Here is a 25423-nt window from a genome sequence, read left to right as displayed (position 1 = left end):
TCGGGAACACGACGTACCATCCGCGTCGTGCGTCCCCTCCAAACCCTCTCCGTCCTCGCGCTCTCCGCCCTCTCGCTCACCAGCACGGGGTGCATCAAGAAGATGTTCCTCGAAGGCCAGATCGAAGCCACAGCCACAGCCTCGGCCGCGATCGATACGTTGACCGACTACGAGGTCGCAAAGGTCGTCGCGTTCAACGGCATCGGCCAGTTCGAGGGCATGCACTATCTCGCCCCCGACAACGAGGACGCACTCTTCGCACTCGTCAAGACCTATACGAGCGCCACATTCGCCTTCATCGAGGACGAGCTCGAGCAAGCCGAGGACGAGGAGGGGCTCGAAGGTCCGCGCTATCTGCACCTGAGAAACCGCGCGTCTGCGGCCTACGATCGCGGCCTACGGTACGGCCTCGAGCTCCTCGAGATGTATCACCCGGGCTTCGAGGGTGCGCGCAAGAACGACGACACGATGCGCGCCTACACCGCGCAGTTCACGGATCCCGAGCGCGACGCCCCTGCCCTCTTCTGGGCCGGCTACGCGTGGATCAGCAAGACGAACATCCTGAAGGACGACCCCGCGGCCGTCGGAGATCTGTTCATCGGCGTCGCACTCATGGAGCGATCCGTGGCGCTGGATCCGAAGTACATGGCCGGCAGCGGTCACACGATCCTCGGCGCCTATCACGCCCGCACCGCGATGGCCGAGCTCGACGAGGCAAAGAAGCACTTCGATCAGTCACTCGCGATCCACGGCGGCAAGATGCTCCTGACGCAGGTGCAGTACGCCGCGAAATACCATTGCTTCAAAGGCGACAAGGAGAGCTACGTGAAAGCCCTGACCGAGGTCGTCGAAGCCGGCGACGTCTTCCCCGAGCAGCGCCTGGCAAACGTGGTCGCGAAGCGCCGCGCCGTGCGTTACCTCGGCAAGGTGCGCATGCGCGAGTGCGGGTTCTAAGAGGGCGCTCGGCAGCGTAGCGCCGGGGTTTCACCCCGGACCCGACCAGGGGTTGTCCACCCCGGACCCGGACCAGCGCAAGCGCTGGACCCGGGGTCGATGAACTGCGCGATGCGCAGTTCATCGAACAGGCCAGGTCAAGACCAACGACGACCCTGCTGGCCGCACCGGGCCCGTTGGAAGAACTGCGCGATGCGCAGTTCTTCCACCCTCGGTCCAGGCCGTGCCTGGTCCGGGTCGAGGGGCGGACAGCCCCCGCGGGGTCCGGGGCAGCGCCCCGGCGCAACGGCTTGCGATGAGACGCTAGCCTCCGTCCTTCCCCGCTTCGAGCATCTCCTTCAGCAGATCGTCCATCTCGTCCGCGGCTTTCGGCGCCTCCGCGTCGGGCGCTCCTGCGTCTGCGCCGCCGCCGAGCATCTCCTTCAGCAGCGCATCCATCTCGTCCGCGCCTGCGTCTGCGCCTGCGTCCGCGCCGCTGTCCACTGCGGGAATGACGTCGCCCTTGGGCTTCGGCGTCTCGGGTTGCTTCGCTGCTGCGATCCCCTGCCCGTCCGCGCCCCACTTCGCGATGTCTTCCTTGCTGCACGGCTTGAGGTTGTTCGTGTCCTCCTGCACGCATTCGAGCAGCCATGCCTCGCGCGGCGCGACTCCGTCTTTCGCGGCCTGCGCCCGCGCATGCGCGACGTCGCCCGCGATCGTGAAGCTCGACATGGATGGCATGACGATCACGACGCCGAGGCCGATCGTCAGCACTGCGACGAAGGGTAGGACGACGCGGTAGACATCGACGATCGGACGCGAGAAGCGGAAGCTCGCGATGAAGAGGTTCAACCCCATCGGCGGCGTCACGTACGCGATCTCGAGGTTGAGCAGGAACATGACCGCGAGGTGGAATGGGTTGATGTGGAACGTCGCGGCGAGCGGGATGAGCAGCGGTATCGCCACGAGCAGCGCGCCAAACGGCTCCATCAGCATGGCGAGCACGAAGACGAAGAGGTTCAAGACCAGGATGAACTGCCAGGCCTCGGTCATGCCGCGCGCGGTGAACCATTCGAGGATCGCCTGCGGGATGCGCTCCTGGATGATGTAGTTCGTCATGGCCGTGGCCATCGCGAGGATGAGGATGATCGCGCCGGAGAGCGTCATCGCGTCGCGCGCGACCTTCACGACCTTGCGCAGGGTCAGATCCTTGTAGACGAAGACCTCGACGATCAGCGTGTAGATCACGGCCGCGCCGGCGCTCTCGTCGAGCTCCATGAGCCCCGTCGCCAGGCCGAGGCCGACGAGCAGCGGGGTCGCGAGCTCCCACTTCACGGCCCATACCGCGGAGCCGGCTTCTTTGAGGTCAAACTTCGATCGCGGGATGCCCGACCGCTTGCCCTCGTAGAACGCGTAGCCGCAGAGCAGCACCATCAAGAGGAGGCCCGGAGGCAGCGTCGCCTTGTAGGCGCGCGTGACGTCCACGCCCGCGACGAAGGCGTAGATCATGACGAGCGGGCTCGGGAAGAACAGCAGGCCCATCGCCCCTGCCGTCGTGACGAGGCCGAGCGTGAACTTCTCCGAATAACCCTGCCGGCGAAGCGCCGGATAGAGCAGGCCGCCGATCGCGACGATGGTGACGCCGCTGCCGCCCGTGAGCGTCGCGAAGAACGCGCTCGCCACGGTGCACACGATCGCGAGCCCCCCAGGCATCCAACCGAGCACCGCCGAGGCGGCGCGGACGATGCGATCGGGCGTCTTCGACTCGGCCATCAAGTAGCCGACGAACGTGAAGAGCGGGATCGTGGCGAGGATGGGCGTGTTCGAGAACCTGTCTTCGAGCACGTTCGCCGCGATGAACCGGACGAAGCGTTGATCGGGCAGATCCGAGCCGAGCCACGACAGGATGGAGATGCCGCCCATCACGGCGAAGAGCGGCATCCCCACGAGCGTGAGGAGGAAGATGACGATCGCCCAGAGTTTCATCGCGCCCCCTCCCCTGCCGCCGCGGATGCATCTGGCGCGTCGTCCTCGTCCCGCTCGTCGGCGTCGGACTCGACGGAGGCGTGGCCGGACGCGACGAACAGCGCGCGGAGCAGCACGCGCAGGCCGATCATCCAGAGCCCCACGACCCACATGAGGTTCATGTCGTGCACGAGCACGCCACGCGCGCTCTCGCCGGGCAGGTTCACGATGGCCACACGCGGCTCTTCTTCGGCGCCCGGCGGAGCCTTCATGCTCGCGAGCTCCTCCGCGGTGAAGCGATCGGCGAAGCCCGCCTCGTCGAGCCAGGTGTTCCACGCGCGACCGTTCATGCGCGAAGGATCGTCCCAGCGGGCGCCCTTGAAGACGACGGCGGGCATGGCCCGCAGATCGAGCGCGAGCTGCTTGCGCAGGACGAAGACGTGCAGCGACGAGGTGCGCGCGATGCCCGAGACCTTCTCCGCGATCGGCGCGTCCTTGGGCTGGCCGAAGCCCTCGATCGAGATGTAGTCGAGAAAGCCGAAGCCCGCGGTGAAGCAGACGGCGGCCGTCGCGAGAGCGCCCGCGATGTGCACGAAGGGGCGGAGCTTCGGCTGCATGAAGCGCAGCACGACGTCGATGTTGATGTGCTTCGAGCGCGCCGCCGCGAGCGACCCGCCGATGAGCGCGACGAGCAGCGTGAGGCGCGTGGCCACGCCGCGCAGGCCGCCGACGAGCGTGAGCGCCGAGCCCTCCTGGAGCCAGTTCAGGATCGCGTCGAAGTGATCCACGCCGATCTTGCGCCACGCCGGCGCGATGCCCGCGCCGATCGCCATCGCCGCGATCGTCACGATCGCGCGCTTCCTCTCGCTATCGACCTTCGCGCGCGCCGTCCCGAACCGCGCCAGCGCGCCGAGGATCGCTGCGCCGAGCAGCCCGCGAAACACGGTCCCGGCGGCGTTGTCCGCTTGCACCGGCGCGGCCAGGCCGCGCAGCGAGATCCACGCGACCAGCGAGAACACGAGCGCGAGCAGCACCACGAAGAGCAGGCGCGATTCGAACCACGTGAGCGCTCGCTCGATTCGCACGAACGGCAGGCCCCACGCGGCGCCTGCAGGTTTCGGCTCCGCGTGCGTTTGCGCGTCCTCCTCACGCGAAGGCACGTCCTCCGCTTCGCCCTTCTCCGTGCTCGTGGAAGCGTCGGATTCGCTGGGCGCTTCGGCCTCGGCCGGGTCTTTCGTTTCGTCGTCGCCCTGGCCTTCGTCGTCGCGTTCGCCTGCCATGGCGCGACATTAACGGTTTCAGGAAGCCCCGGTAAACGGCGGCGAACGCTTCGACGCTGTGCGTAACGGGGGTTTGGGGGCGTAGCTCGGCTTGTCCGAGCGTGGCCCCATCGTCAGAAAGGTTTTCCCTGGCTGGATCCAGGGCTCCGCGCCCCGTGATGCGTGGACAAACGGGAGCACGCGGGCTAACGAAACCCGCATGGAACAGCGCGCCGACGTCGTGATCGTGGGGGCCGGGCACAACGGACTCGCGGCGGCCATCCTGCTCGCTCGGAAGAAGCTCCGGGTTCTGGTCCTGGAAGAAAAACCCACCCTCGGCGGCGCCACGAAAACCGAATTCCCGTTTTCCCGCGCTCCGAAGCTCGGCGTTTCGACCGGCGCGTATCTGCTCGGCCTGATCCCGCCGGAGCTGCTCGCGAAGCTCGGCGTTGATCTGCCCATGAAGCGGCGCGATCCGCATTACTTCCTTCCCACGCGGGGCAACCGATACCTGCTCTTCGGATCCGACACGGCGTCGATGCGCCGGCAAATCTCGGAGTTTTTCTCGGAGGCGGACTGGAACGCGAACGTCGCGCTGAACGAGGAGCTCGCGGCGATCCGTGACGACATCGCAAAGACGTGGCTCGAAGAGCCGCTCTCGCTGGAGGAGACGGCCGAGCGGTACGTGCGGCCCGCGCTGCGCAAGGCGTTCGTCGATCTCTGTCGCGGGCCCGTGAGCGACTACCTCGATCGGTTCGGGTTCCAGAGCGATCTCATCAAGGCGATGTACGCCGTGACCGACGGCTTTTCCGGGCTCTCGGGCGGCTACGACTCGCCCGGTACGGGCATGAACTTCCTCGTCCACAACATGTGCCGCCTGCCCGGCGCCGATGGGACGTGGATGGTCGTCGAAGGGGGCATGGGCACGGTGTCGCAGACACTCGCGGCGAAGGCGCGCGACGAGGGCGCGGTGATTCGCGAAGGCGCGAAGGTCGCGTCGATCGAGGTGACGGACGGCGCGGTGAGCGGCGTGATCCTGGAGGACGGTTCGCGGATCGCGACGAAGGTCGTGGTGTCGAACGCGGATCCCTACCGGACGCGCGGGCTCGTGGGGAAAGAGCATCTGTCGGCGGCGCTGTCGCAGCGCCTCGACGAAGTGCAGCGGCCGGGCACGACCATGAAGGTGAACATGGCGCTGCGAGAGCTGCCGACGTTCACGTGTTTGCCCGAGGATCGTGGGCAGTACGGCTCGACGATCCATCTCCTGCCCGACGAGGACGAGGTGCTCGCGTCGCTCCGAAAAACCCACGCCGACGCGATGGCCGGGCGTCTGCCGGAGTTCCCGTCGATGGAGTGGTACATCCACACGGCCGTCGACGGCTCGCTGCGCGACGCGGAGGGACGACACAACGCCGCGCTCTTCGTGCAATGGGTGCCTTACGAGCTCGAAGGCGGCCGCGCCTGGGACGACGCGCTGCCGGGCTACGTGAAGCATCTGCTCTCGATCTGCGATCGCTTCGCGCCCGGCACGAGTGATCTCGTGGAGGACACGTTCGCGCTGTCGCCGAAGGGAATCGAGCGACATTTCGGCATCACGTACGGACACATCCACCACGTGGACAACAGCTACGGTTTTTCCGAGCGCATGCCGTATCGCTTCGGCGTCCCCGGCCTCTACCTCGCGAGCGCCGGCGCGCACCCGGCCGGCGCGGTGATCGGCGCCGCGGGCCACAACGCAGCAGAGGCCGTGATCAAGGACCTCGGGTAAGCTCTCGCCCGTGTTCTCGCCCGTCGGCATCTCCCTCGCAGCAGGGATCTCGGCGCTCGCGGGTCTCGTCGAGATCGTGCGCGCCGCTCGGCTCGTGCGCGTGGGCAAGATCGCGACGGCGCGCGTCGTCGTAAACACATCCGCCGAGCCAGACGACGACGATCCACCGCCGCGGCTTCGTTTCCGAACGGAGGACGGGCTCGACGTCGAGGTGATCGAGCGGACGCGCAAGGCCGGTGACGAGGCGCGGATCGGCGCGGAGGTGCCCGTGCTCTACGATCCGCGGGATCCCGAACGCGCGCGGCGAAACGCGTCGGCGCAGATCTGGGGCCCGGGGCTCGTGTGGATCGCGTTCGCCGCGCTGCTCGGTGTCGCCGCGGCCGTCCAGGCGCTCGTGACCTAGCCGTCCGTGTCACAAAACGAGCACGGACTCTCCCCACCCGCTCGGGCCAGAACGAAGTAGTATCGCCGGAGACCGTGACTTCGGCCCACAACCCCATCGGCCCGTCGGATCCTCCGGCCGCTCCCCAGGGCTACAAACCCACGCTGCTCGACGGAACGCCGTACCGCTTCATCGCGCCGCTCGGCCGCGGAGGCATGGGCGACGTGGTGGAGGCCGAGCACGTGGCGCTCGGCAAACGCGTGGTCGTGAAGCTCCTGCAAGAGCGGCACGCGAACCGTCCCGACTACGTCGACCGGATGCGGATCGAGGCGCAAGCGCTGGCGAAGCTCACGCACCCGAACCTGGTGCAGGTGACCGACTTCGGGCAGACGGCCGAAGGACGGACGTTCCTCGTGATGGAGCGTCTCCACGGGCGGAACCTGCGCGAGGAGCTCGAGCAGCGGACGTTCTTCCCGGTGGCCGAGGCGATCGACGTCGTGCGTCAGGCGCTCGCAGGCCTCGCCGCCGCGCACGACGCGGGCGTCGTGCATCGCGACGTGAAGCTCGACAACCTGTTCCTGTGCGACGCGCCGAACGGTGAACGCCGCCTGGTGAAGGTGCTCGATTTCGGCGTCGCCAAGGTGATCGGCGTGGCGGGGGACAGCACGCCCCTGCCACTCGCGTTCCCCACGGCCGAAGGCGTGGCGATGGGCACGCCGCGCTTCTTCTCGCCGGAACAAGCGCGCGGTCGTCCCGTCGACGGTCGCGCGGATCTCTACGCCGTGGGCATGGTGCTCTACACGCTGCTCGCAGGGCGCGGGCCGTTCGATCACATCACGACGCTGCTGGAGCTGACGCGCGCGCACGCGTTCCAGGTGCCGGAGTCACCCTCGCGGTACGCGACGCAAGCGCTGCCGGCCGGGCTCGATGCGATCGTGCTGAAGGCACTCGCGAAGGAGCCCGCGGATCGCTTCGCCACGGCGCGAACGTTCGCCGCGGAACTCGAGCGTGTCGCGGACGGTCTCTCCTCGAGCAACATCCGCCCGCGCTGGGACACGACGGACGTGATGCCGACGGTGCCGGTCGTGAAGAAGGAGCCGGAGCCGGTCGTGGACGACGAGCCGGCGACGATGCGCGTGGACACGCTGCCGAAAGACGCGCTGCCCAAGGCGATGCCGGACGACGATGACGACGCGCCCGACACGCCGACACGTCGCCTGGTGCGGCCGATGCCGTTCATGCGCGGGCAGCGGAAGAGCGCGGTGCCGCCGCTGCCGCTGCCCGAGGCTGCACCTGCGCCCGCGTGGGAAGCCAAGCCGTCTGCGACCATCAGCGAGCCGCCGAAGACGCTGGAGAACATCCCGCATCGGTCCTCCGAACCGCCGACGCTCGCACGGCCGGAGGCGGTCACCTCGCAGCCCGCGACGTCCCAAGAGGTTTCCTCGTTCCCGCCGGATCCCGTCCTCGACGCGACGCTCACCTCGGCGATGCGCGCGCCGAAGCCGCCGAGCGACACGTCCGCGCTGCCGCCGGATCCCATCCTCGACGCGACGTTCCCCTCGGGCCCGCGCGCCGAGGAGCCCACGCAAGCCCGCAGCCCGTCCGAGCACCCCGCCGCGAACCGCGTCCCCTCGGAGCACCCCGCAGCCCCCACGCGCACGGGCTCCGAGCGGCCCACCTCGTCCGGCGGAACGGGCCGCGCGGATCGGATCTCCGCCCTGCCCGGCCGGAACCCCGATCGACCTTCGATCGTCCCGGGCCGCGAGGGTCGCGTCTCCGTCCTGCCCGGTCGCACGGATCGCACCTCGGCCCTGCCTACGCGCCCCGATCGCATCTCCGCCCTGCCCGCTCGCCCGGAGCGCACGTCGAACATCCCGCCGCGCGCGGCCGAGCCCGCCGCCGTGCCCGAGCGACGCGGTAACCTCCCCGCCGCCGCGCCGCTGCACCCGCCCGCGCCGCTGCCCGAGGAGCGCATCTCGGTTCCTCCGCCGGGCCCCGGCGCCGTCCCTGGCGGCGTCCCCGGCGGCGTGCGCCCGCTGCGCGCGCCCGTGCCCTGGCGAAGGCGCCCCGCGGCAGCATCGACGAGCGGCGCGATGCGTGGCGCAGCTGCCGCGACGCAGACCAAGCCCGTCGAGATCGAGCAGGGCAAGCAGCAGATGGCGATCCTCGTGATCGTCGCGGCCCTCGCTCTCGTCGCGGCCGGCGTGCTGCTCGCGCTTCGTTTCCTGCGCTGAAGGCGACGCTCAGAAGCGGCCGACGAGTCCGATCCCAGTCGGCCCGATGTTCAGCCGGATCGAGGTCGTTTCGGGGCTCTTCTTGGGCTCGCCGCCCGAAAGGAAGATCCCCGCGACGCCGACGCCGATGCCGACGACCGCGAGTGCGAACGCGACGTTGGAGACGTTGGCGAGCGTCTTCGCGGAGTCGTTCACCGGCGTAGCTTCGTCGAGCGCAGCCTGCGTCGGGCACGTCCCCGCGGGGCAGAGCTCTCCCACGGTGCCCGCGCGCGAGAGCGAGAGAGCCCCGGTCACCGCGCCCGCGATGAGCCCTGCGCCGCCCACGCCAAAGCCCACGTAGACGAGCGGCGAGACACGCCGGCCGGGCTCGTGGACGTCATCCGACGCCGCCGCGTCGCCGAGCGCGAGCGTGACCTTTTGCCGCTGCGCCTCCGCGATCTCGATCTCCTTCGACACGGGCGGGAGCCCCGTCGCCGCCGCCGAGACCTCATGCTTGCCCGGGTTCACCGGCTGCGCCGCGCGCGCGGCCTCGCTCGGCACGAGCACGCCGTCGATCTTCACCTCGACCGGCGCGCTCTCGGGCACGCCTCGCACGACGACCGTGAGCATCGGGATGCGCGGCTCGATCTCCGCCGCGAGTTTCTTCGCGGCCTCGCGCGCCTCGGTGAACGGCTTCGGCTCGCCGGGCTTCTCGGGCAAACGCGTGACCTCGAGCGCGGCCTTGTGCGCCTCGACGAGGTGCCCGAGCTTCTCCTCGGTGCGCGCGACCTCGATGCCCGTCGACGGCACGCCCATGATCGCGTGCGCCGCGCGATAAGCGCGCAGCGCGCCGGCGAAATCCTTCTTCTCGACCTTCGCGTCGCCCTCGTCCATGAGCGCGCGCGCCATGTCGCGCTCCGTCTTCGATTGCGCGAGCGCGACGGCGTTTGCCGCCACGATCGTCGTGAAGCCGAGGAGCCACGCGACGAGCGTCCTCCGCGCTCGCCCGCGTGCCCTTTCAGAACCCACGATCACGTTTCGTTTTCCCCGTGGAGGTGGAGGTCGAAGTCGAGGTCGGCTTGACGGGCGCCACGGACGCCTTCGCCGAGGTCGCCGGCGGCGCCTCCGCGGTCTCGGTCGGCGTCGCGGCCGGGGTCGCGGCCGGCGTCGCAGCAGGTGTCGCGACGGGCTCCGGCGTGGGTGCCGGAGGCGCGGCTTGCGCAGCCGCCTTCGTCGTCGTCACGTCGGTCGGGAGCGCGGCCGCCGCGTTTTCACCTTCGGTCCCATCGCCCTTCGTGAGCACGACGATCACGATCAGGATGAGCACGACGACCCCGAGCGCGCCCGACACGACCGTGACCAGCGCGCGTCGTCGCGAAGAGCTCTTCCACTCGGCATGCGTGACCGACGAGCCATGAAACGTCTGCAGCGGCGGCGGCGCTGCGGCCGCGCCGCTCGCGGCCCACGGCGGCTCGCCGGACGACGCATACCGCCCCGAGCCCGTCGGCAGCGCCGTCTCCGGCAGCCCCGGCGGAGGCGTGGCGACCGAAGGTCCGGTGTTCATCATCGGCGGCGGCGTCGCGCCCGAGACCCACGCTGCGCCCGAGGTCGACGCGCCGCTCCCCGGCAGCGGTGTCAAGCTGCCCGGCGGCTGCGCCGTCGGGGCCGCTCGCGAAGCCGCGCTCGTGTCCAGCCGGAACGGCGACGCCGGCGCGGCATACCCGCCCGCGACGAGCGCCGCGAGGAACGCATCCGCGAGCTCCTTGGCCGACTGGAACCGCTGCGCCGGATCCCGCGCGAGCGCCCGCAGGAACCACGCGTCGAGCGTGGGCAGGAGCCCGGGTCGCCTCTGGCTCGGCGGCACGAAGCTCCCGCGCTCGATCGCGATACACACCGCGCCGAGCGTCTCGCCCTGGAACGGCACGTGCCCCGTGAGCGCGCGATACAGGACGACGCCGACCGACCACAGATCCGCCCGATGATCCACGCGCCGCGCGCTCAGGATCTGCTCGGGGCTCATGTAGTGCGGTGTGCCCACCATCGCGCCCGTGCCCGTCATGCCGTCGAGCCCTTCGCCCTCGGGCGTCGCGTGCTTCGCGATCCCGAAGTCGAGCAGTTTCACGAAGAGCTCGCCGTCCTGATCACACAGGAAGACGTTGTCGGGCTTCATGTCCCGATGAACGATGCCGAGCGCGTGCGCCTTCGAGAGAGCGCGCGCCACGTGCACGACGATCGTCGCCGCCTCGTCGAGGCCGATCGTGCCGATCTTCGAGAGCCGCATGCGCAGGTCTTCGCCTTCGAGCAGCTCCATCACGATGTACGGCGTGCCGTCGGGCGTGATGCCGTGATCGAAGACCTGAACGACGTTCGGGCTCTTGATCTGCGCGCTCGCCATGGCCTCGCGCGTGAAGCGAGCCACGTACTCCGGGTCCTGCGCGAGGCGCTCGGACATGAACTTCACGGCGACCTGCGTGCGCAGCGTCAGGTGCTCTGCGAGCCACACGCTGCCCATTCCGCCGCGCTTGAGCGGACGAAGCAGACGCACGTTGGTACCGACGATCGCGCCGGCCGAAAGGCTCACGGCGCGGAGAATACCACGGCATCCGCTGCGGTGAGATTCATTCGACGCGCGAAAACGCCTCGTTAGCCCTTGTCACGCTTCGCGTCGTCCATCCGGATCTCGTGCAAGATCTCCTCGACGCGATACGCGCTGTCCTGGCCCGTGTCGTAGATGAACTTGAGGTCCGGGGCCCGGCGAAGCTGGACCGCCTTGCCGACATCGCGCCGGAGCCGTCCCCCGGCCGCCTCGAGCCCCTTCAGCATCGACCGGCGCTCCGCTTCGCCCTGCGCCGTGCCGAGCTCGTTCCGCACGAAGACCCGCGCCGTCTGCAGGTCGTCGGTCATCTCCACGCGCGAGATGAGCACCCCGAAGAGGCGCGGATCCGCCATGTCCCGCAAGAGCGCCGCGAGCTCCTCACGAACCCGCGCCGCCACCCGAGCCGACCGCAATCCTTGTCCACTCACGCGGATTCCCCTTCGTCGTCGTCGTGGTCGTCGTCGCCGAGATCCCCGAGCATCTGCTCGATCCCGCCCACGACGCCCCGACCACCTTCGCCGAAGCTCACGATCTCGCTCGCCCGATCGGCGAGGAGCGCGTCGGGCAGCGTGGAGGCCATGCTCACCACGCTCGAGATCATCTGATCACAGACCGTGTGCGAGTTCGACACGACCGCGACCCCGAGGGTGGCGTGCCGCGGATCGTCGAGAACCCCGACCTCCGCGACCGCCACCTTCAGCCGTGCTTGCACCCGCTCCTTGAACGAGCGGACGACGCTCCGCTTGTCCTTGAGCGACCGCGCCCCGGGCACATCCAACCTCAGCCTCAACACACCAACAAACATCGTCGTTCGCCGGCGCTACCCGGGTCCGCGGTCACCCCGAAGCTCAGGTGAGCTTCGTCTTGACCTCTTCGATCTCGAAGCACTCGATGACGTCGTTTTCCTTGAGGTCCTGGTAGTTCTCGAGCGAGATGCCGCACTCGAACCCCTCGGTCACCTCTTTCGCGTCGTCCTTGAAGCGGCGCAGGCCCGAGAGCTTGCCCGTCCAGACGACGACGCTGTCGCGGATGAGCCGCGCCTCCGCCGTCCGCTTCACGAGCCCGCTCGTCACCATGCAGCCGGCGACGGTGCCAATCTTCGCGACGCGGAAGACCTGACGAACCTCCGCCCGGCCGAGCTGCTTCTCGACCTTGGTGGCAGGCAAGAGGCCTTCCATCGCGGACCGGATGTCGTCGACCGCGTTGTAGATGATGTTGTAGAGCCGGATCTCGACGCCCTCGGTCTCGGCATGGCTCGCGGCCTTGCCCGCAGGCCGGACGTTGAACCCGACGATGATCGCCTTCGAGGCGACCGCCAGGTTCACGTCGCCCTCGGTGATGCCACCGACGCCCGCGTGCACGATCGTGACCTTGACCTTCTGCGTCGAGAGCTTCGAGAGCGCGTGGGTGATGGCCTCGACCGAGCCCTGCACGTCGCCCTTCACGATGAGCTTCAGCTCGAGCTGATCGCTCTCCGCGAGGCGCGAGGTGAGGGTCTCGAGCGACACCGCCGAGCTCTGCGGGATGAGCGACTTCGACGCCTTCTTGCGACGCGTCTCCGCGATCTCCTCCGCCGTCTTGGCGTCCTTGACCGCATGCACCGGATCACCCGCGCTCGGCACCTCGTTCAAACCGAGCACCTCGACTGGCGTCGCCGGACCCGCGCTCCCGACCGATCGGCCGAGCTCGTCCGTCATCGCCCGGACCTTCCCCCACACGCTGCCGGCGATGATGATGTCGCCCGTGCGCAGGGTGCCGTCCTGGATCATGACGCGCGCGACCGGACCGCGGCCGCGATCGAGCAGCGCCTCGATGACCGTCGCGCTCGCGCGACGCTTCGCGTAGGCCTTGAGCTCGAGGATCTCGGCCTGCAGGATGATCGACTCGAGGAGCTGATCGATGTTCTGCCCGGTCTTCGCCGACACGTGCATGAACATCGTCTGGCCGCCCCACTCCTCCGGCTGAAGCCCGAGATTCGCGAGGTCGCGCTTGATCTTGTCGGGATCCGCGCCCGGCTTGTCGATCTTGTTCACCGCGACGATGATCGGCACCTTCGCGGCCTGCGCGTGCGAGATCGCCTCCTTGGTCTGCGGCATGACGCCGTCGTCCGCTGCGACCACGAGCACGACGATGTCCGTCAGCGAGGCGCCGCGGGCGCGCATCGCCGTGAACGCCTCGTGACCCGGCGTGTCGAGGAACGCGATCGTCCCACGCGGCGTCTCGACGCGGTACGCGCCGATGTGCTGCGTGATGCCGCCCGCCTCGCCCTCGGCCACGCTGGCCTTGCGGATCCGGTCGAGCAACGACGTCTTGCCGTGGTCGACGTGACCCATGACCGTGACGATCGGCGGACGCAGCTCGAAGTCGAGGTCGGCCTCGGACTCGACGCGCGTCGCGTCCTCGAGCGTCTGCGTCTCGCTGACCGCGACGTCCTCGACGCTCCAGCCGAACTCGCTCGCGATGATCTTCGCGGTGTCGGCGTCAAGCGTCGAGTTGATGTTCACGCCCGTCATCCCCATGCTGAGGAGCTTCAGGAGAACATCGGTCGACTTCACGCTCATCTTCCCGGCGAGCGCCTGCAGGCTGACCTGCTCCTCGATTTTGACGACCTTCTTGTGGGAGGCCATCTCCTGCGTGGAGACCTGCGCCGGGCCGCGCCGCTGCTGGATCGGAGGCCCGCCCGGACGACGGAAGCCGCCCATGCCAGGACGCTGCGGGCCGCTGCGCGGTCCGCCCGGCTGACCCGGACGACCCGCCTGCGGGCCGAAGCCCGTGCCGGGACGGCCCGGCTGCGGCGCCTGGGCGCGCGGATCGTAGGTCGTGCGGCGCGGCGTGCTCGTGCGCTGCGCGGCCGGCATCGGGACGCCGGGGCGGCCCTGCCACACGTCGATGCCCGTCTTCGGCGGGGACGACGGACGCGGCGGGACCGAGGACGGCGTGTCCGACGGCTTGCGCGGCGGCGGCACGGACGACGCAGGCGCCGTGCGAGCCGGAGGCGGCGCGCTCGGCGGCGGCGTGCGACCCGGGCCCTGCTGCGGCGCGGGCGAGCGCGTCGTGGCCGGAGGCGGCGTCGTGGGCTTCGACGGGCCCTGCTGCGACGACCCACCGGCCCGCTGCGGCTGCTGCGCCTGCGGAGCCGCCGCCGGTTTGGGCGCCTCGGGCGCGGGCTTTGCCGGCTCCTCGGCCTTCTTGGGCGGCTCGGCAGCCGCCTTCGGCGCAGGCTCCGCGGCCTTCGGCGCAGGCGTCGTTGCCGGAGCGGCCGGCGGCGCGGGCGGCGCCTTCGGCGTCTCGGCAGGCGCGGCGACCTGCTTGGCAGGCTCCTCGGCCTTCTTGGGCGGCTCCGCTGCGACCTTCGGCGCCGGCTCGGGCTCGGCCGCCTTCGGGGCGGGCGCGGGCTCGGCCGGGGCTGCCGCGGCCTTCGGGGCCTCGGCCGCGACCGCGGGCGCGGGCTTCGGAGCCTCGACCGGCGGCGGGGGTGCCGCCTCCACGGGCTTCGGCGCGGGCGCCTCCGGGGCCTTCTCCACGGCGACGGGCTTCGGGGGCTCCGCTGCCGCGACCGGGGCCGGAGCAGGGGGCGGCGCAGGCGGAGCAACCTCGCGCGCCTCCTTCGCTTCACGTTCCACCGGCTGGGCGGGCGCCATCTGCGTCGCTGCGGGCTTCTCGGGAGCGGGCGCGGGAGCAGGCTTCGCCGCCTCGACGACCGGCGCCGGAGCTTGCGCGGTCCTCGGCGCGGGCGCGGCCGCTGTCGATGTCGGGCTCGTCGGGGCGGGAGCGGCGGATGGAGCGGAGGCGCGCGCGGGCGGGACGTTGGGAGCGGCGGCACGTGCGGGGGTCGTCGTCGGCTCGGGGCCGGAGGTCTCACCTTCGGCGCCCCGCGCACGGCGCTTCACGACCGTCGGACGGATCCGTTCCTCGACCACCTCGGGCGCCTTTTGCCGCTCCAGATGGCGCTTCACGCGCTCCACCACATCGCTCTCAACCGCGCTCATGTGGTTGCGCACGTCGCCGATACCCATGGACTGGAAGAGCGCGACCAGCGTCTTCTGATCCATGTTGAGCTGTTTAGCGACCTCGTACACCCGAACTTTGCTCATGCACCTCGCTCCAGTAACGACAAACCCGACTCACCCGTCCGCACGACGATCCTGACCGGACCGCGCCCCATCTTCATCGATCCCGCCGCCCGCATTCTTCGGCGTGGACCTTCCCGAGGACTGCTGCCCGGTACCACCGGGGCGCCTCGCATCATGGCGCTTGCGGCCCGCCGCCGCACCCTCGAGCGGCGCCGCGACGAGCGCGGAGGCCGCTTGCACGGCCTCCCGGAGCGCCGCCGCGATCCGATCATCCTTGATCGCCATGACGGCGAGCCCTTCCGCGCGCTTCGACGAAGCAGCGGCAGAGCACAACGTAGCCAAGACCTTCTTCGTCCCCCAGGCGACCGCGCGCCCCTCGGAGACCGCCCGGCGCACGGCCGAGAGCTCCGAGCCCGCCGCCGCGTCCGTCGCGACCACGAGGAGATCCGCTTCCCCCCGTTCCTCGGCGCCCGTCACCGCGTCGGCCCCGAGCGCGACCTTCCGCGCCCGGGCCGCCGCAACCACGAGCCCCTGCACCCGCCGATCCAGCGCGCGCACGATCGCCCGCGAGAGCGAGCTCGCGTCGAGCGGGACGAGCTTGCCCGACGACGTCGCCTCCGACGCCGCCGTCTCCTCGCCCTGCTGCTCGGGCCCCTCGTCCCAGAGCAGGCTCACCTTGCCCTTCGCCGCGCGCGAGAGGCCCCGCTGCGCGGCCTTCTCCACGCAGGACGGCCTCGGGTGCACGTGCGCGCCGCGGCCGAAGCCACCGCCCGCCGCGTCCACCGCGACCTCGCCGCCCGGACCAAGCACGAGACGGACGAGCACGGACGGAGCCGACCCGGAGCGCGGGATTTCGACCCGCTCTCCACAGCCGACACACGTGCGCACCCGCGACGAACCTTCTCGGTCCGCCTGCGGCGTCGCTCGCTCTGCGTCTGTCCGTGCTTCCACCATCGTCCGTTTCGTTCTCTGGGTGCGGCTCGTCCACGAAGGGACGGCCGCGCCCCTCTTACGCCTGCTTTGTCGAAGCCGCCACTGCGGCGCGCCTTGCGTCTGCGCGGCCTGCCTCGAGCACCTTCTGCTCGCTCTCCACGAAGTCCCGCGCCCCCTGCCGGATGGCCCGGGCCTTCTTGATGCCGAGGCCGGTCCGGATCGCCAGCCGGTCCTCGTCCTCGCGGAGAATGTCCTCCACCGTCTTGTAGCCCGCCTCTTCGAGGAGGCCCACGGTCCGATCGCCGACGCCGCGGATGAACATCAAACGCTCGCGATCCGTAAGCGGCTCCGTCCGCTGGCTCGCAGCCCGGATACGCTCCTGACGCAGCCGCTCCATCGTCGTGTCGGCCTGCGCCTTGATCCGCTCGGCCACCTCGGCGCCGCCGAGCCCGGGGATCGCCGCGAGCTCCTCCGCGGCCGCCTCGCTGACCTCCTCGAGCGCTCGGAAGCCGAGCCGGTACATCGACTTCGCGATCGACTCGGACACGCCGTCGATCTGCTGGAGCGCGTGGATCGCCTCCTCCTCCATCTGCTTGAACTTGGACTCGCTGATGATGTCGAGCTTCCAGTTCGTGAGCTGCGCGGCGAGCCGGACGTTCTGGCCCTTCCTGCCGATCGCGAGCGAGAGCTTCTCGTCCGGCACGACGAGCTCCATGCGCCCGTCCGCCTCGTCGACGATGACCTTGTGCACCTCGGCCGGCTGGATCGCGGCGATGACGTACCGCGCCGGATCCCGATCGAACGGCACGATGTCGATCTTTTCGCCACGCAGCTCCTGCACGACCGCCTGTACGCGCGAGCCCTTCATGCCGACACACGCGCCCACCGGATCGACGTCCGCGTCGCGCGAGGTCACCGCGATCTTCGATCGCGCGCCCGGCTCGCGGGCGACCGAGACGATGCGCACGATGCCCTCGTAGATCTCGGGCACTTCGGCCTCGAAGAGTTTTTCCACGAGGCGCGGATCGGACCGAGACAAGATCACCTGCGGCCCGCGCGCCTCGCGATCGATGTCCTTCACGTAGGCGACGATGCGATCACCCGGCCGGTACGTCTCGCGCGGCGTCTGCTCGCGGAACGGCAAGATCCCTTCGGTCTTGCCGATGTCGACGATGATGTTGTTGCCCTTCTCGAAGCGGCGAACGATGCCCCGGATGAGCTCGCCCTTCCGGTCCTTGTACTCGTTGAAGATGAGGTCGCGCTCAGCGTCGCGGACGCGCTGCAAGAGCACCTGCTTCGCCGTCTGCGCGGCGATGCGACCGAACGTCGTGCGCCCGGCCTTGAGCTTCAGGATGTCCCCGAACTCCTTGTCCTGCTCGCGCGCCTTCTCCGCGTCCTCGGGACGCCAGAAGACCTGAAAACCGAGCTCCTCGCCGAGCGTCGCGTCGAGCTTGTGCTTCTCCACGTCGGCGAGCGAAATCTCGCGTTCGGGCTCGGCCACGTCCTCGACGACGGTCATGTACTGGAAGAGATCGACCTGGCCGTTGTCCTCGTTGAACCGCGCCTCGAGCTCACGGGTCGGTCCGAAGACGCTCTGGGCCGCCTTCAAGATCGCCGCCTCGATCGTCTCGACGAGGATCTTCCGGTCGATGCCCTTCTCCTTCGCGACCTGCTCGAGGATCGCCCCGAGGCTCGTATCCACGGTGGGCGTCGCTCCCATCGTTGCCATGGCTGCTCGCTCTCCTGATCTCAACTACCGGTTACCGCTTTGCTTCGACTTGCCCGCACGCGTGCTCTTCTTCTGCTTCTTCGGCTGCGTCACGAGCTCGAACACGAGACGCGCCTCCACGACATCCGCGAAAGGCGCTTCGATCCGCTTGCCGTCGACGATGACGGCGATCTTGTCGTCCGGCGCCTCCGCGAGCTCGCCGCGCAGGAGGCTCTGGCCGTCGGGCGCCGGCCGGGCGAGCTTCACACGCACCAATTTGCTGCGGAATCGCCGGAAATCCGAAAGGCTCTTCAAGCGCCGCTCGAGCCCTGGGGAGGACACCTCGAGGCTGTAGTGATGCGGGATCACGTCGTCCTCCGCGTCGAGCGCCGTCGAGGCGTCCCGCGAAACGTCGGCGCAGTCGTCGAGTGATACGCCGCCGGCCGGATCCGACGAGTCCTGCAGGCCCTCGCGCTCGATCGTCAGGCGCAAGGTCCACGTCCCCTGGTCGGTGAACCACTCGACATCCACGAGCACCACGCCGTGGCTCGAAAGCACGGGGCCAACGGCCGCACGGATGCGTTCGAAATCGATGGTCTTGTTGCTGGTTTGCTCGTTCGACGCTTGCTGCATGCCTGAGAGGACGGGCGCGAGGCCCCGCGCGGCGGAGGACCGTCTTCGCCCCGCGCGATCGCCGTGCGAAGGCCCACGCGAAAAAAAAAGAGCCGATTCCCAAACTTGGGAATCCGGCTCCGCGGATCCGCCTAGTTTTGTCGGGGTGACTCTAAACGAACCTGGGCGGATACGCAAGGGGGCATGGACGCCCACCGCGCAGGAGCAAAAAGCCCAGGAAAATCCGCTGGAAAGCGGCCTTCCGGTCGGGCAGGCGTGACCTCGCTAGGCGAGGTTCGGCAACGATACCACGTCCACGTGCAGGACCTCGTCGAACGCGGCGATTTCTTTCATGCAGGCATCACTCGGCCGTCCAGAGACGCGCATCTTCGTACACGTCGCGAGCGCGCCGTCGAAGACGGTGTTCGAGATCTCCTCGATGTTGATGCCGTGACGCTTGAGCACGCTCAGCGTGTTCGCCAAGACGCCCACTTTGTCGAGCATGCGAATCACGACCACGTAACGAGCGGGCGAGGTGGCGCAGATGTTCACCACGTTCGGCACGGTCTCCTCGGTCATGAAGGCGCGAATGATGCGCGCGGTCTCCATGGCGATCGCCCGCTGCGCCTGCTCGGTCGACGCGCCGATGTGCGGCGTCCCGTACACGAGGCCCCGGCCGAAGATGCGAGGCTCGATCGTGCCCGTGCCGCGATCGGGCTCGTTCGGGAACACGTCGAGGCCAACGCGCAATCCCTTCTTCGCGATCACGTCTTCGAGCGCCTCGTAGTCCATCACCTCGCTGCGCGCGGTGTTCACCACGATGGCCCCGTCCGGCAGCGCCTCGAGCACGTTGCGACCAACGATGCCGCGCGTCCGGCTGTCGAGCGGCAGGTGAATCGTGAGCACGTGCGAGCGCGCCGCGAGCTCTTCGAGGCTGCGGGCGAACCCGACATCGAGTCGCTGCGCCTTGTTCTGCGAGAGCGAGCGCGACCAGGCATGCGGCTCGAGGCCAAAGCCACGCGCGCGATGCAGGACCTCGCGACCGACCGCGCCGAGCCCCGCGACGCCGATGCGTCGACCGTAGAGCCCTTCCGCTTGCGCGTAGCGGGTCTTCTCCCATTTGCCCGCGCGCAGATCCGTCGTGGCGTCGACGATGCGTCGATCGAGCGCAACCACGAGGCCCATCGTCAGCTCGGCGACGGCGATCGCGTTCTTGCCGGGACAGTTTGCGACGTACACGCCACGCGCGCTCGCTGCGGCGACGTCGATCGTGTTCACACCGGCGCCCGCGCGTACGATGAGGTTGAGCTGGCGACCCGCCTCGATGGCGCGCGCCGTCACCTCGGTCGAACGAACGACGAGGATCCCGATGCCCTCGAGGGCCGCGGGTAACGTCTCCTTGGTAAGCTCCGGGCGGGAAATGATCTCGACACCCAGGATGCGGAGCTCCTCGAGCGCTTGGGTGTCCATCTTGTCGGCGATCAAGAGGCGCATGCGAGGGCGAACGGTAGCAGAAAAGGCAGCGCGGTTGTTCGTCCTCGTGGCGTCGATCGGTTTCGCTGGGTGCACCTCGGACCACCGGGTCTCACCCTGGGGAGGCGGAGAAATGCCCCCCCTCACGGCGTTCGCTGCGCCGCCCGACATCGAGGTCAAACTCTCCGCGATCGACGAGGAGACGAGGGCCCTCGGCCTGCAGAAAACGTCGGAGATCCGCGCCAAGCTGCCGCGCGGGGGCGGCGACGTGGTCGTCCGGGGCTACGAAAGCGTGGACATCCTCGGAAGAAAGATCTTCGCCGTGCGCGCTGCCACGGTGCACGGCGTGGTGCTCGCCGTGGGCCCGCGCGATGCAGCCGATCACGCGACGGAGCTCGTTGCCGCACTCGTCCCCGGCGCGAGCGGCGGCTACGAGGACGGCGCGTTTCGCGCGCTCACGGATCTCAACGGGGATGGAACGCTCGACGTGGTGCTGCGAGGCAGCGGCGGCACGCTCGAGGTGCACCGGATCTTCCCGACAGGATCGGCGCAATACGACGTCGAGATGACGCTCGCGCCGACGGAGGTCGCCGACGTCGACGAGGACGGACACCTCGATCTCGTGGGACGCGTGTCCATGCCGCAAGACGATCCGATCCGGCCCGCGTTCGTCGAGGTCGCGACGTTCGAGGCCGGGCGATATCGCGCGCGCTCGGAGGCCGCGATCGCCTTTCACACGCGACGCGCCGACGCGCCGCTGCGGACGCCGAAGGAGAAGGACGCGCCGGTCGATGACGTGACGCGCGTCCGCCGCGCGCTGGAGCAAGCGTGGCACGCGATCCACGCAGGTCGCGCGCGCGGGGCCATCATGGAGGCGCTCGAGAAGGAGCCGGTCCCGGCATCCCTTCGGGCGTCGTTCGACGCGCACGTCGCGCGGATCCGATCGGCCCTTTCCGCGCAGCGCTAGAAGTCGAAGTCGGTCGTGCGCAGCGGGATCTGCGGCATCTGGAACGCCTGCTGGAACGTGACGACGAACTGACCCGGCCACGGGCCCTCGGGGGCGAACGCGCGCGTCAGGGGAAACCCCCAGTCGACACGCATGACGGAGCGATCGAGCTGCGGGAAGACGGCGCGCACGCCCACGCCGACCGAGTGCTTGATGCGCATCTCGTCAAACCCGTCGAACGCGTCGCCGGCATCGAAGAACGCGACGGGGCCGAGCTGGAACGAGAAGAGCTGGAAGGGGCGCGCGCGGTACTCGAGGTTGTACGTGAGCACGTCCGAGCCGATGTACGCGAGCGTCGTGTAGCCACGCAGCCGCGTGTCGCCGCCGAGCACGGAGCGCCGGTTCATGTAGTTGCGGAAGCGACGAAGGATACGCGCGTCGAGGACGAGCCGGCCGATGCCCGTGCGCGGAGTCTGGATGCGCGCGCCGGCTTCGAGCGAGGCGTCGGCGATGCGGTCGGGCTGCGCCTCGACGATGCCCTCGGCGAAGATACGCGCGATGCCGTCCCCCATCGGCGCCGTGTAGCTCGCCGATGCCGTGGCGCCGAAGAAATCGCGGCTCGATCCGATCCCGGCAAAGACGGGATAGACGCGCAGGAGGAGGTCGTGGCCGAGCCGGATGTCCTCCTGCAAGCCGAGCGTGTTGAAGTCGAGCACGCGCATGAAGCGCGTGGAGTAGGCGCGGATCTGAGCGAAGGGGCCGATGCGCGTGTCGCTGCGCGGCACGGCGAAGTCGACGAACTCGCGCGCGGCGTCGGGCGCATACCGAGCGAGATCGTCCTGCCGGTAGACGCGGCGGGTCGCCTCGACGCCCACGCTGATGTCGTGCTTCGTGCGACGACCGAAGGATCGCGTGAGTGTGTACGAGCCCGCGAGCACGTCGGCGCGGTAGCGGAACGGGATCGCGTCGTCCTGCTCGGTGGACTTCGCGTCGAAGGTGGCGAGGCGGCCGCCGACGTAACGGCGATCGATCTCGTAGCGCCACTTGATCTGCGCGATGTACGACCACTCGGCGTGGGTGGAGTAGAGAGGCTGGCCGTACTGAAACGCGCCGAAGGAGCCCTCGGGTTTGCCGCTCTCGCGGTTCCACACGACGTTGCCCTCGGCCTTGAGAAGAATGCGGCTGCCGCCGACACGCGGGATCGAGTAGCGCGCGCCGAGGGCGTACGTCTCGGGCTGGATGTACGCCTGCACGAGCGCGGAGTGGTGCGTGCCGAAGAGGTTCTCTTCGCTCGGCTGGACGAGCAGGTACTCGAAGCCACCCCGGGCGATACGAAAGCCCATGCCGACGCGCAGGCTCCAGACGTCCTTCGTGACGACGACGAGCCGCACGCGGTCGGGCTTGCTGCCGCGCACCGCGAACACGAGCACGAGCGAGAACTGCGGGATGTTGCGGAGGTTGCGCCCCGTCTCGTCGGCGAGCTCCTGCCTGTACGGCTGGCCCGGTTCGAGGAGGACCTCGCGGCGCACGACGTACTTGCGCGTCGTGGCGTGGAAGATGTTGACGAAGTTCGGGACCGGATCGCGCTGCTCGATGACGTCGAGCGTGACGATGTCGACGGCCTCGATGGTCTTGCCTTCGGGCGACTCGTCGAGCGTCTTGCCCTGCGCCGCGACGACCGCCTTGATCGTCTCGCGCTCGTACGGCGAATACGAAGGCGGCGGCAGCGCTTCGTCGCTCTCCTCGGCCGCCCCCGCGAGGGGCGAGGAGAGCGACGAAACGAGGAGCGCCGCGAGGGCTAGAGCCCGAGCTTGTCCGCGGGCGGGTACGTCGCGACGACGTTCACCTTGTAGCGGACGTACTGGTGCGGGATCGTGGGCCAGTCGGGCTTCGGCATGGCGCGCTTGACGCAGCGAAGCAGCTCCTTCGCTTTGTCGCGCTTGATGCTCGACGACTTGCCGACGAAGAGGTTCGTCTTCTTCGTGCGGAAGTCCATCTCCAGCACGAAGCTCACGGTGGTCTGCGACTTTCCGGTGGGCGCGCACGCTGTGTTCTCGCGGATGGCGCGGGCGAGGCCGTCCTCGAAGAAGGTAACGTGATCGCACCGCTCCGGTGGGGTCTTCCCGGGCCCCGGGTTCTCGCAACGAATCGTGGTGAACGGGGAAAGGGTGACTGGCGGCGGGCCCGCGTCGACGACGAACACCGGGGCGCTCGCGTCGACCGGCGTGCCTGCGTCCGCAACGGCGGCATCCGCCGAGGGGATCGAGTCGGGCCGCGGCCCGCGCCAGAGGTACAGGGGCACGGCGACGAGGATCATCCCCGCGACGAGCGCGAAAATGATCTGCATGCGCACGGGTCGCTCGCCCCCGCCGCGACCGAGGTAGCGGTAGGGGGACGGCTGCGACGGCGGGCTCGACGACAGCGGGGGCCTGATCATCGTCGGCCGATGCTCTTCACCGGGAGAACACGGGGTTAGTCGAGGAGGGTCCGGGCCGGTCGACCCGGCTCGCCCTTGACGATGGTGGCGGTGAGCTCGAGCGAATCCGGCAGCGTGCCCTGCACCTGGGAGAGGACTTGCTCGACGACGTGGCGGGCCTCTTCGAGGGAGTGGCCGACCATCGACACCACGAACTTGAGCGGCCCGGTGCGGCCGGCGACGACGGGCGTGAGGCTCAACATGAGCATCTCCGTCAGGTCGACGACGCGCTGGGCAGCCTTGCGCAGCGCGAGCATCTCGAGGATCGTCGGCCTCTCGCTCACCTGCCGGTTCGGGCCGCGCAGCTCGTAACGCGCGACCTGCACGTTCACCTCGGCCCACTCGGCGAAGAGCCCGTCCTCGTCGATGGCCTTCATGAGGTGCTCGCGCACGAGCAGACCCGTGAGGCCGTCGCGCTTCGCGAGGTACTGGCGCGCGCGCTTGTGCGAGGGCGACTCGGGGCCGAAGCTCACGAGCTTCAGGCGGCACTCGCCGACCTGGACCTCGCCGTTGTGCATGAAGGTGATCTGGCTCTTGCGCTCGAAGCCGAACTCCGCGTAGCTGCCGTTCGTGCTGCCGAGGTCCTCGATCGTCCACGAGCCCGACTGGCAGCGGAGCAACGCGTGCTGGCCGCTCACCGTCGCCTCGGGGATCACGAGATCCTGATCAGCGCGACGCCCGAGGGTCATGATCGGTTTGTCGAGGGGCAGGATCTGCCCGACGATCTCCGGCGCGTTCGTCGCGTACGTGATGAGCAGCGACTGCGCGCCGGGCGTGAACGCGGCGGTCTGGGCGCGGCCCGGCGGCGGCCCTGGCTCGAGGCGCTCGCGCGGGAGCTGGATCGGGCTCGTCGTGAGCTGCGTCGGGTTGAAGAACCGAAGGTGACGCGCCTGGGGGCGCATCGTCGGGTCTTCGTTCATGCCGCGGAAGATCTGCTTGACCTCGTCGGTCGCGAGACCCGCGGGCACGTCGAACATGATCTGCTGGCGCATCGGCCGCGCGCGCGGCTTGTAGCCCGGCTCGGGGACGCGACAGGTCCACATCTCCCAGAGCGTGAGCACCATGGCGTAGACGTCGTCGTCGACGCTGGCGCCGCCGTTGCGCAGGCGCTCGGGCGACATGTAGTTCGGCGTGCCGCCGTCCGGAGGCGCCCCGGGCCTGCGCGCCGAGGCGCGGGCGCGCTCCTGCGCGAAGCCGAAGTCGAGGATGACGGTGCGGCCTTCGCTCACCATCACGTTGCCCGGCTTGAGATCGCCGTGCACGAGCCCCTGCGCGTGGATCGCCGCGAGGCCGCTGCACACCTCCGACGCGATCTTCCGGAACTCGTCGGCGGTGTAGCCGCCTTGCGCTTTCTTCTTCCGGATGTGCGTGTGGAGGGTTTGTCCGGCGATCTTCTCCATCACGAGGATGGGTCCCCAGAGGCTCGGGGCGAGATCGAAGACCTTGCAAACGTTGGGATGGGCGACCGATCGCGCGAGCAAAAGCTCTTGCCGCAGCGCCTCGTCGTCGCCAGGCATGCGCGATTCCTCGCGCACGACCTTCAGCGCGACCTCTTGCTGCGTCGATCGGTCGAATGCGAGGAAGACCTCGCCCATGCCACCCTTGCCGAGGCTTTGTCGGATTTCGTATCGGTCGTTGATGACCGTTCCGGGAGTGATCGGGGGGGGAGGAGTTCTGTTGGTCACGACGAGAAGAGGGTCAGCCGCCTCGTTGCCCAGTGGGTCGGGACGGTGCTGGTTTCCCACAAGCGTCGTCCATCTCGGGCAAGAGCGCAACGAGTCCTTTTCAAGAACGAGTACCTTCCCGCGCGGACAAGCGTTTTCCGGGGTTTCGGGGTCGGTCCGGGCCCACCGCGCGGCCCGGGCGGCCCGTGGCCCCTCCCCTACATCCCCCCTCCCGCCGCCGTTTGTGGCCCCCCCGTGGTCGCCTCCCCACGCCCGAAAGGCCCGCGAGTGAGCGAGCGCTCCGGTCGATGAACCTCTTCTTGACTGCACGCTCGTTCATCGCCTACGCCGCCCCGTGCTGGCCCCGGGATGGAAATTCTGGGGCCCGTCGATCTCGAGCAGTGGGCGCGTTCGTGCGGCGA

General features: G+C 69.3%; 19 protein-coding genes. 5 read left to right on the top strand and 14 right to left on the bottom strand.

The genetic code is table 11. From position 1 onward, the window contains the following. The first annotated feature begins 27 nt into the window (after window positions 1–27). Window positions 28–954 carry a TRAP transporter TatT component family protein gene (locus KEG38_RS30005; protein ID WP_272423340.1) on the top strand — a complete coding sequence of 309 codons (927 nt, stop codon included), beginning with the start codon at window positions 28–30 and terminating at the stop codon, window positions 952–954. A gap of 303 nt (window positions 955–1257) precedes the next feature. On the opposite strand, the gene KEG38_RS30000 is transcribed toward KEG38_RS30005, so the two are convergent. Both KEG38_RS30000 and KEG38_RS29995 read right to left on the bottom strand, forming a co-directional pair. Next, a complete protein-coding gene (locus KEG38_RS30000; RefSeq protein WP_272423339.1) occupies window positions 1258–2919 on the bottom strand; it encodes a TRAP transporter large permease in 1662 nt (553 codons plus the stop codon). Continuing rightward, the gene (locus tag KEG38_RS29995; RefSeq protein WP_272423338.1) at window positions 2916–4178 is read right to left on the bottom strand and encodes a TRAP transporter small permease subunit; all 1263 of its coding nucleotides are present in this window, start codon (window positions 4176–4178) and stop codon (window positions 2916–2918) included. The genes KEG38_RS30000 and KEG38_RS29995 overlap by 4 nt, the downstream gene beginning before the upstream one ends. A 199-nt stretch (window positions 4179–4377) precedes the next feature. Between KEG38_RS29995 and KEG38_RS29990 the strand changes: the two genes are divergently transcribed. The 3 genes from KEG38_RS29990 to KEG38_RS29980 all read left to right on the top strand — a co-directional run bounded on the left by KEG38_RS29990 (window position 4378) and on the right by KEG38_RS29980 (window position 8541). Continuing rightward, window positions 4378–5925 (top strand): phytoene desaturase family protein, encoded by a 1548-nt coding sequence (locus KEG38_RS29990; protein WP_272423337.1) that lies wholly within the window; start codon window positions 4378–4380, stop codon window positions 5923–5925. Window positions 5926–5935: 10 nt separating this feature from the next. Beyond that, window positions 5936–6328 carry a DUF3592 domain-containing protein gene (locus KEG38_RS29985; RefSeq protein ID WP_272423336.1) on the top strand — a complete coding sequence of 131 codons (393 nt, stop codon included), beginning with the start codon at window positions 5936–5938 and terminating at the stop codon, window positions 6326–6328. Window positions 6329–6402: 74 nt separating this feature from the next. After that, entirely contained in the window at window positions 6403–8541 is a 2139-nt protein-coding gene (locus tag KEG38_RS29980; RefSeq protein WP_272423335.1) for a serine/threonine-protein kinase, read from the top strand. A gap of 9 nt (window positions 8542–8550) precedes the next feature. On the opposite strand, the gene KEG38_RS29975 is transcribed toward KEG38_RS29980, so the two are convergent. The 9 genes from KEG38_RS29975 to KEG38_RS29935 form a co-directional block, all read right to left on the bottom strand. Continuing rightward, window positions 8551–9549 (bottom strand): hypothetical protein, encoded by a 999-nt coding sequence (locus KEG38_RS29975; RefSeq protein WP_272423334.1) that lies wholly within the window; start codon window positions 9547–9549, stop codon window positions 8551–8553. After that, the gene (locus KEG38_RS29970) at window positions 9539–11101 is read right to left on the bottom strand and encodes a serine/threonine-protein kinase (RefSeq protein ID WP_272423333.1); all 1563 of its coding nucleotides are present in this window, start codon (window positions 11099–11101) and stop codon (window positions 9539–9541) included. Before KEG38_RS29970 ends, KEG38_RS29975 begins: the two co-directional genes overlap by 11 nt. Window positions 11102–11163: 62 nt before the next feature. Beyond that, window positions 11164–11544, bottom strand: a complete 381-nt coding sequence (gene rbfA, locus KEG38_RS29965) for a 30S ribosome-binding factor RbfA (protein WP_272423332.1) — start codon at window positions 11542–11544, stop codon at window positions 11164–11166. Continuing rightward, window positions 11541–11921, bottom strand: a complete 381-nt coding sequence (locus tag KEG38_RS29960) for a DUF503 domain-containing protein (protein WP_272423331.1) — start codon at window positions 11919–11921, stop codon at window positions 11541–11543. The genes rbfA and KEG38_RS29960 overlap by 4 nt, the downstream gene beginning before the upstream one ends. Before the next feature lie 43 nt (window positions 11922–11964). Further along, window positions 11965–15210, bottom strand: coding sequence for a translation initiation factor IF-2 (gene infB / locus KEG38_RS29955; protein WP_272423330.1), 3246 nt, complete (start codon window positions 15208–15210; stop codon window positions 11965–11967). Between the two features lie 30 nt (window positions 15211–15240). Then, complete coding sequence (locus KEG38_RS29950) at window positions 15241–16143, bottom strand: YlxR family protein (RefSeq protein ID WP_272423329.1); 903 nt, start codon at window positions 16141–16143, stop codon at window positions 15241–15243. A gap of 55 nt (window positions 16144–16198) precedes the next feature. Further along, window positions 16199–17851 carry a transcription termination factor NusA gene (gene nusA, locus KEG38_RS29945; RefSeq protein ID WP_272423328.1) on the bottom strand — a complete coding sequence of 551 codons (1653 nt, stop codon included), beginning with the start codon at window positions 17849–17851 and terminating at the stop codon, window positions 16199–16201. Window positions 17852–17875: 24 nt separating this feature from the next. Beyond that, window positions 17876–18463: a ribosome maturation factor RimP gene (rimP, locus tag KEG38_RS29940; protein WP_272423327.1), complete on the bottom strand. Its 588-nt coding sequence runs from the start codon at window positions 18461–18463 to the stop codon at window positions 17876–17878. Window positions 18464–18727: 264 nt separating this feature from the next. After that, the gene (locus tag KEG38_RS29935) at window positions 18728–19936 is read right to left on the bottom strand and encodes a phosphoglycerate dehydrogenase (protein ID WP_272423326.1); all 1209 of its coding nucleotides are present in this window, start codon (window positions 19934–19936) and stop codon (window positions 18728–18730) included. Window positions 19937–20048: 112 nt separating this feature from the next. On the opposite strand from KEG38_RS29935, the gene KEG38_RS29930 reads away from it, so the two are divergent. Further along, entirely contained in the window at window positions 20049–20882 is an 834-nt protein-coding gene (locus tag KEG38_RS29930; protein ID WP_272423325.1) for an FG-GAP repeat domain-containing protein, read from the top strand. Here KEG38_RS29930 and KEG38_RS56085 read toward each other — a convergent pair. The 3 genes from KEG38_RS56085 to KEG38_RS29920 are packed head-to-tail and all read right to left on the bottom strand — an operon-like array spanning window position 20879 to window position 25022. After that, complete coding sequence (locus tag KEG38_RS56085) at window positions 20879–22744, bottom strand: BamA/TamA family outer membrane protein (protein ID WP_372518199.1); 1866 nt, start codon at window positions 22742–22744, stop codon at window positions 20879–20881. The two genes, KEG38_RS29930 and KEG38_RS56085, sit on opposite strands and share 4 nt — an antisense overlap. Then, entirely contained in the window at window positions 22660–23298 is a 639-nt protein-coding gene (locus tag KEG38_RS29925) for a hypothetical protein (protein ID WP_272423324.1), read from the bottom strand. Before KEG38_RS29925 ends, KEG38_RS56085 begins: the two co-directional genes overlap by 85 nt. 35 nt (window positions 23299–23333) lie before the next feature. Next, a complete protein-coding gene (locus tag KEG38_RS29920) occupies window positions 23334–25022 on the bottom strand; it encodes an FHA domain-containing serine/threonine-protein kinase (protein WP_272423323.1) in 1689 nt (562 codons plus the stop codon). Between the last annotated feature and the right edge of the window lie 401 nt (window positions 25023–25423).

It is taken from the genome of Polyangium jinanense, assembly GCF_028435265.1.
Lineage (GTDB): Bacteria > Myxococcota_A > Polyangia > Polyangiales > Polyangiaceae > Polyangium > Polyangium jinanense.
The sequence above is the reverse complement of the archived record's forward strand: the minus strand, read 5'-3'. Positions and strand labels throughout refer to the sequence as shown.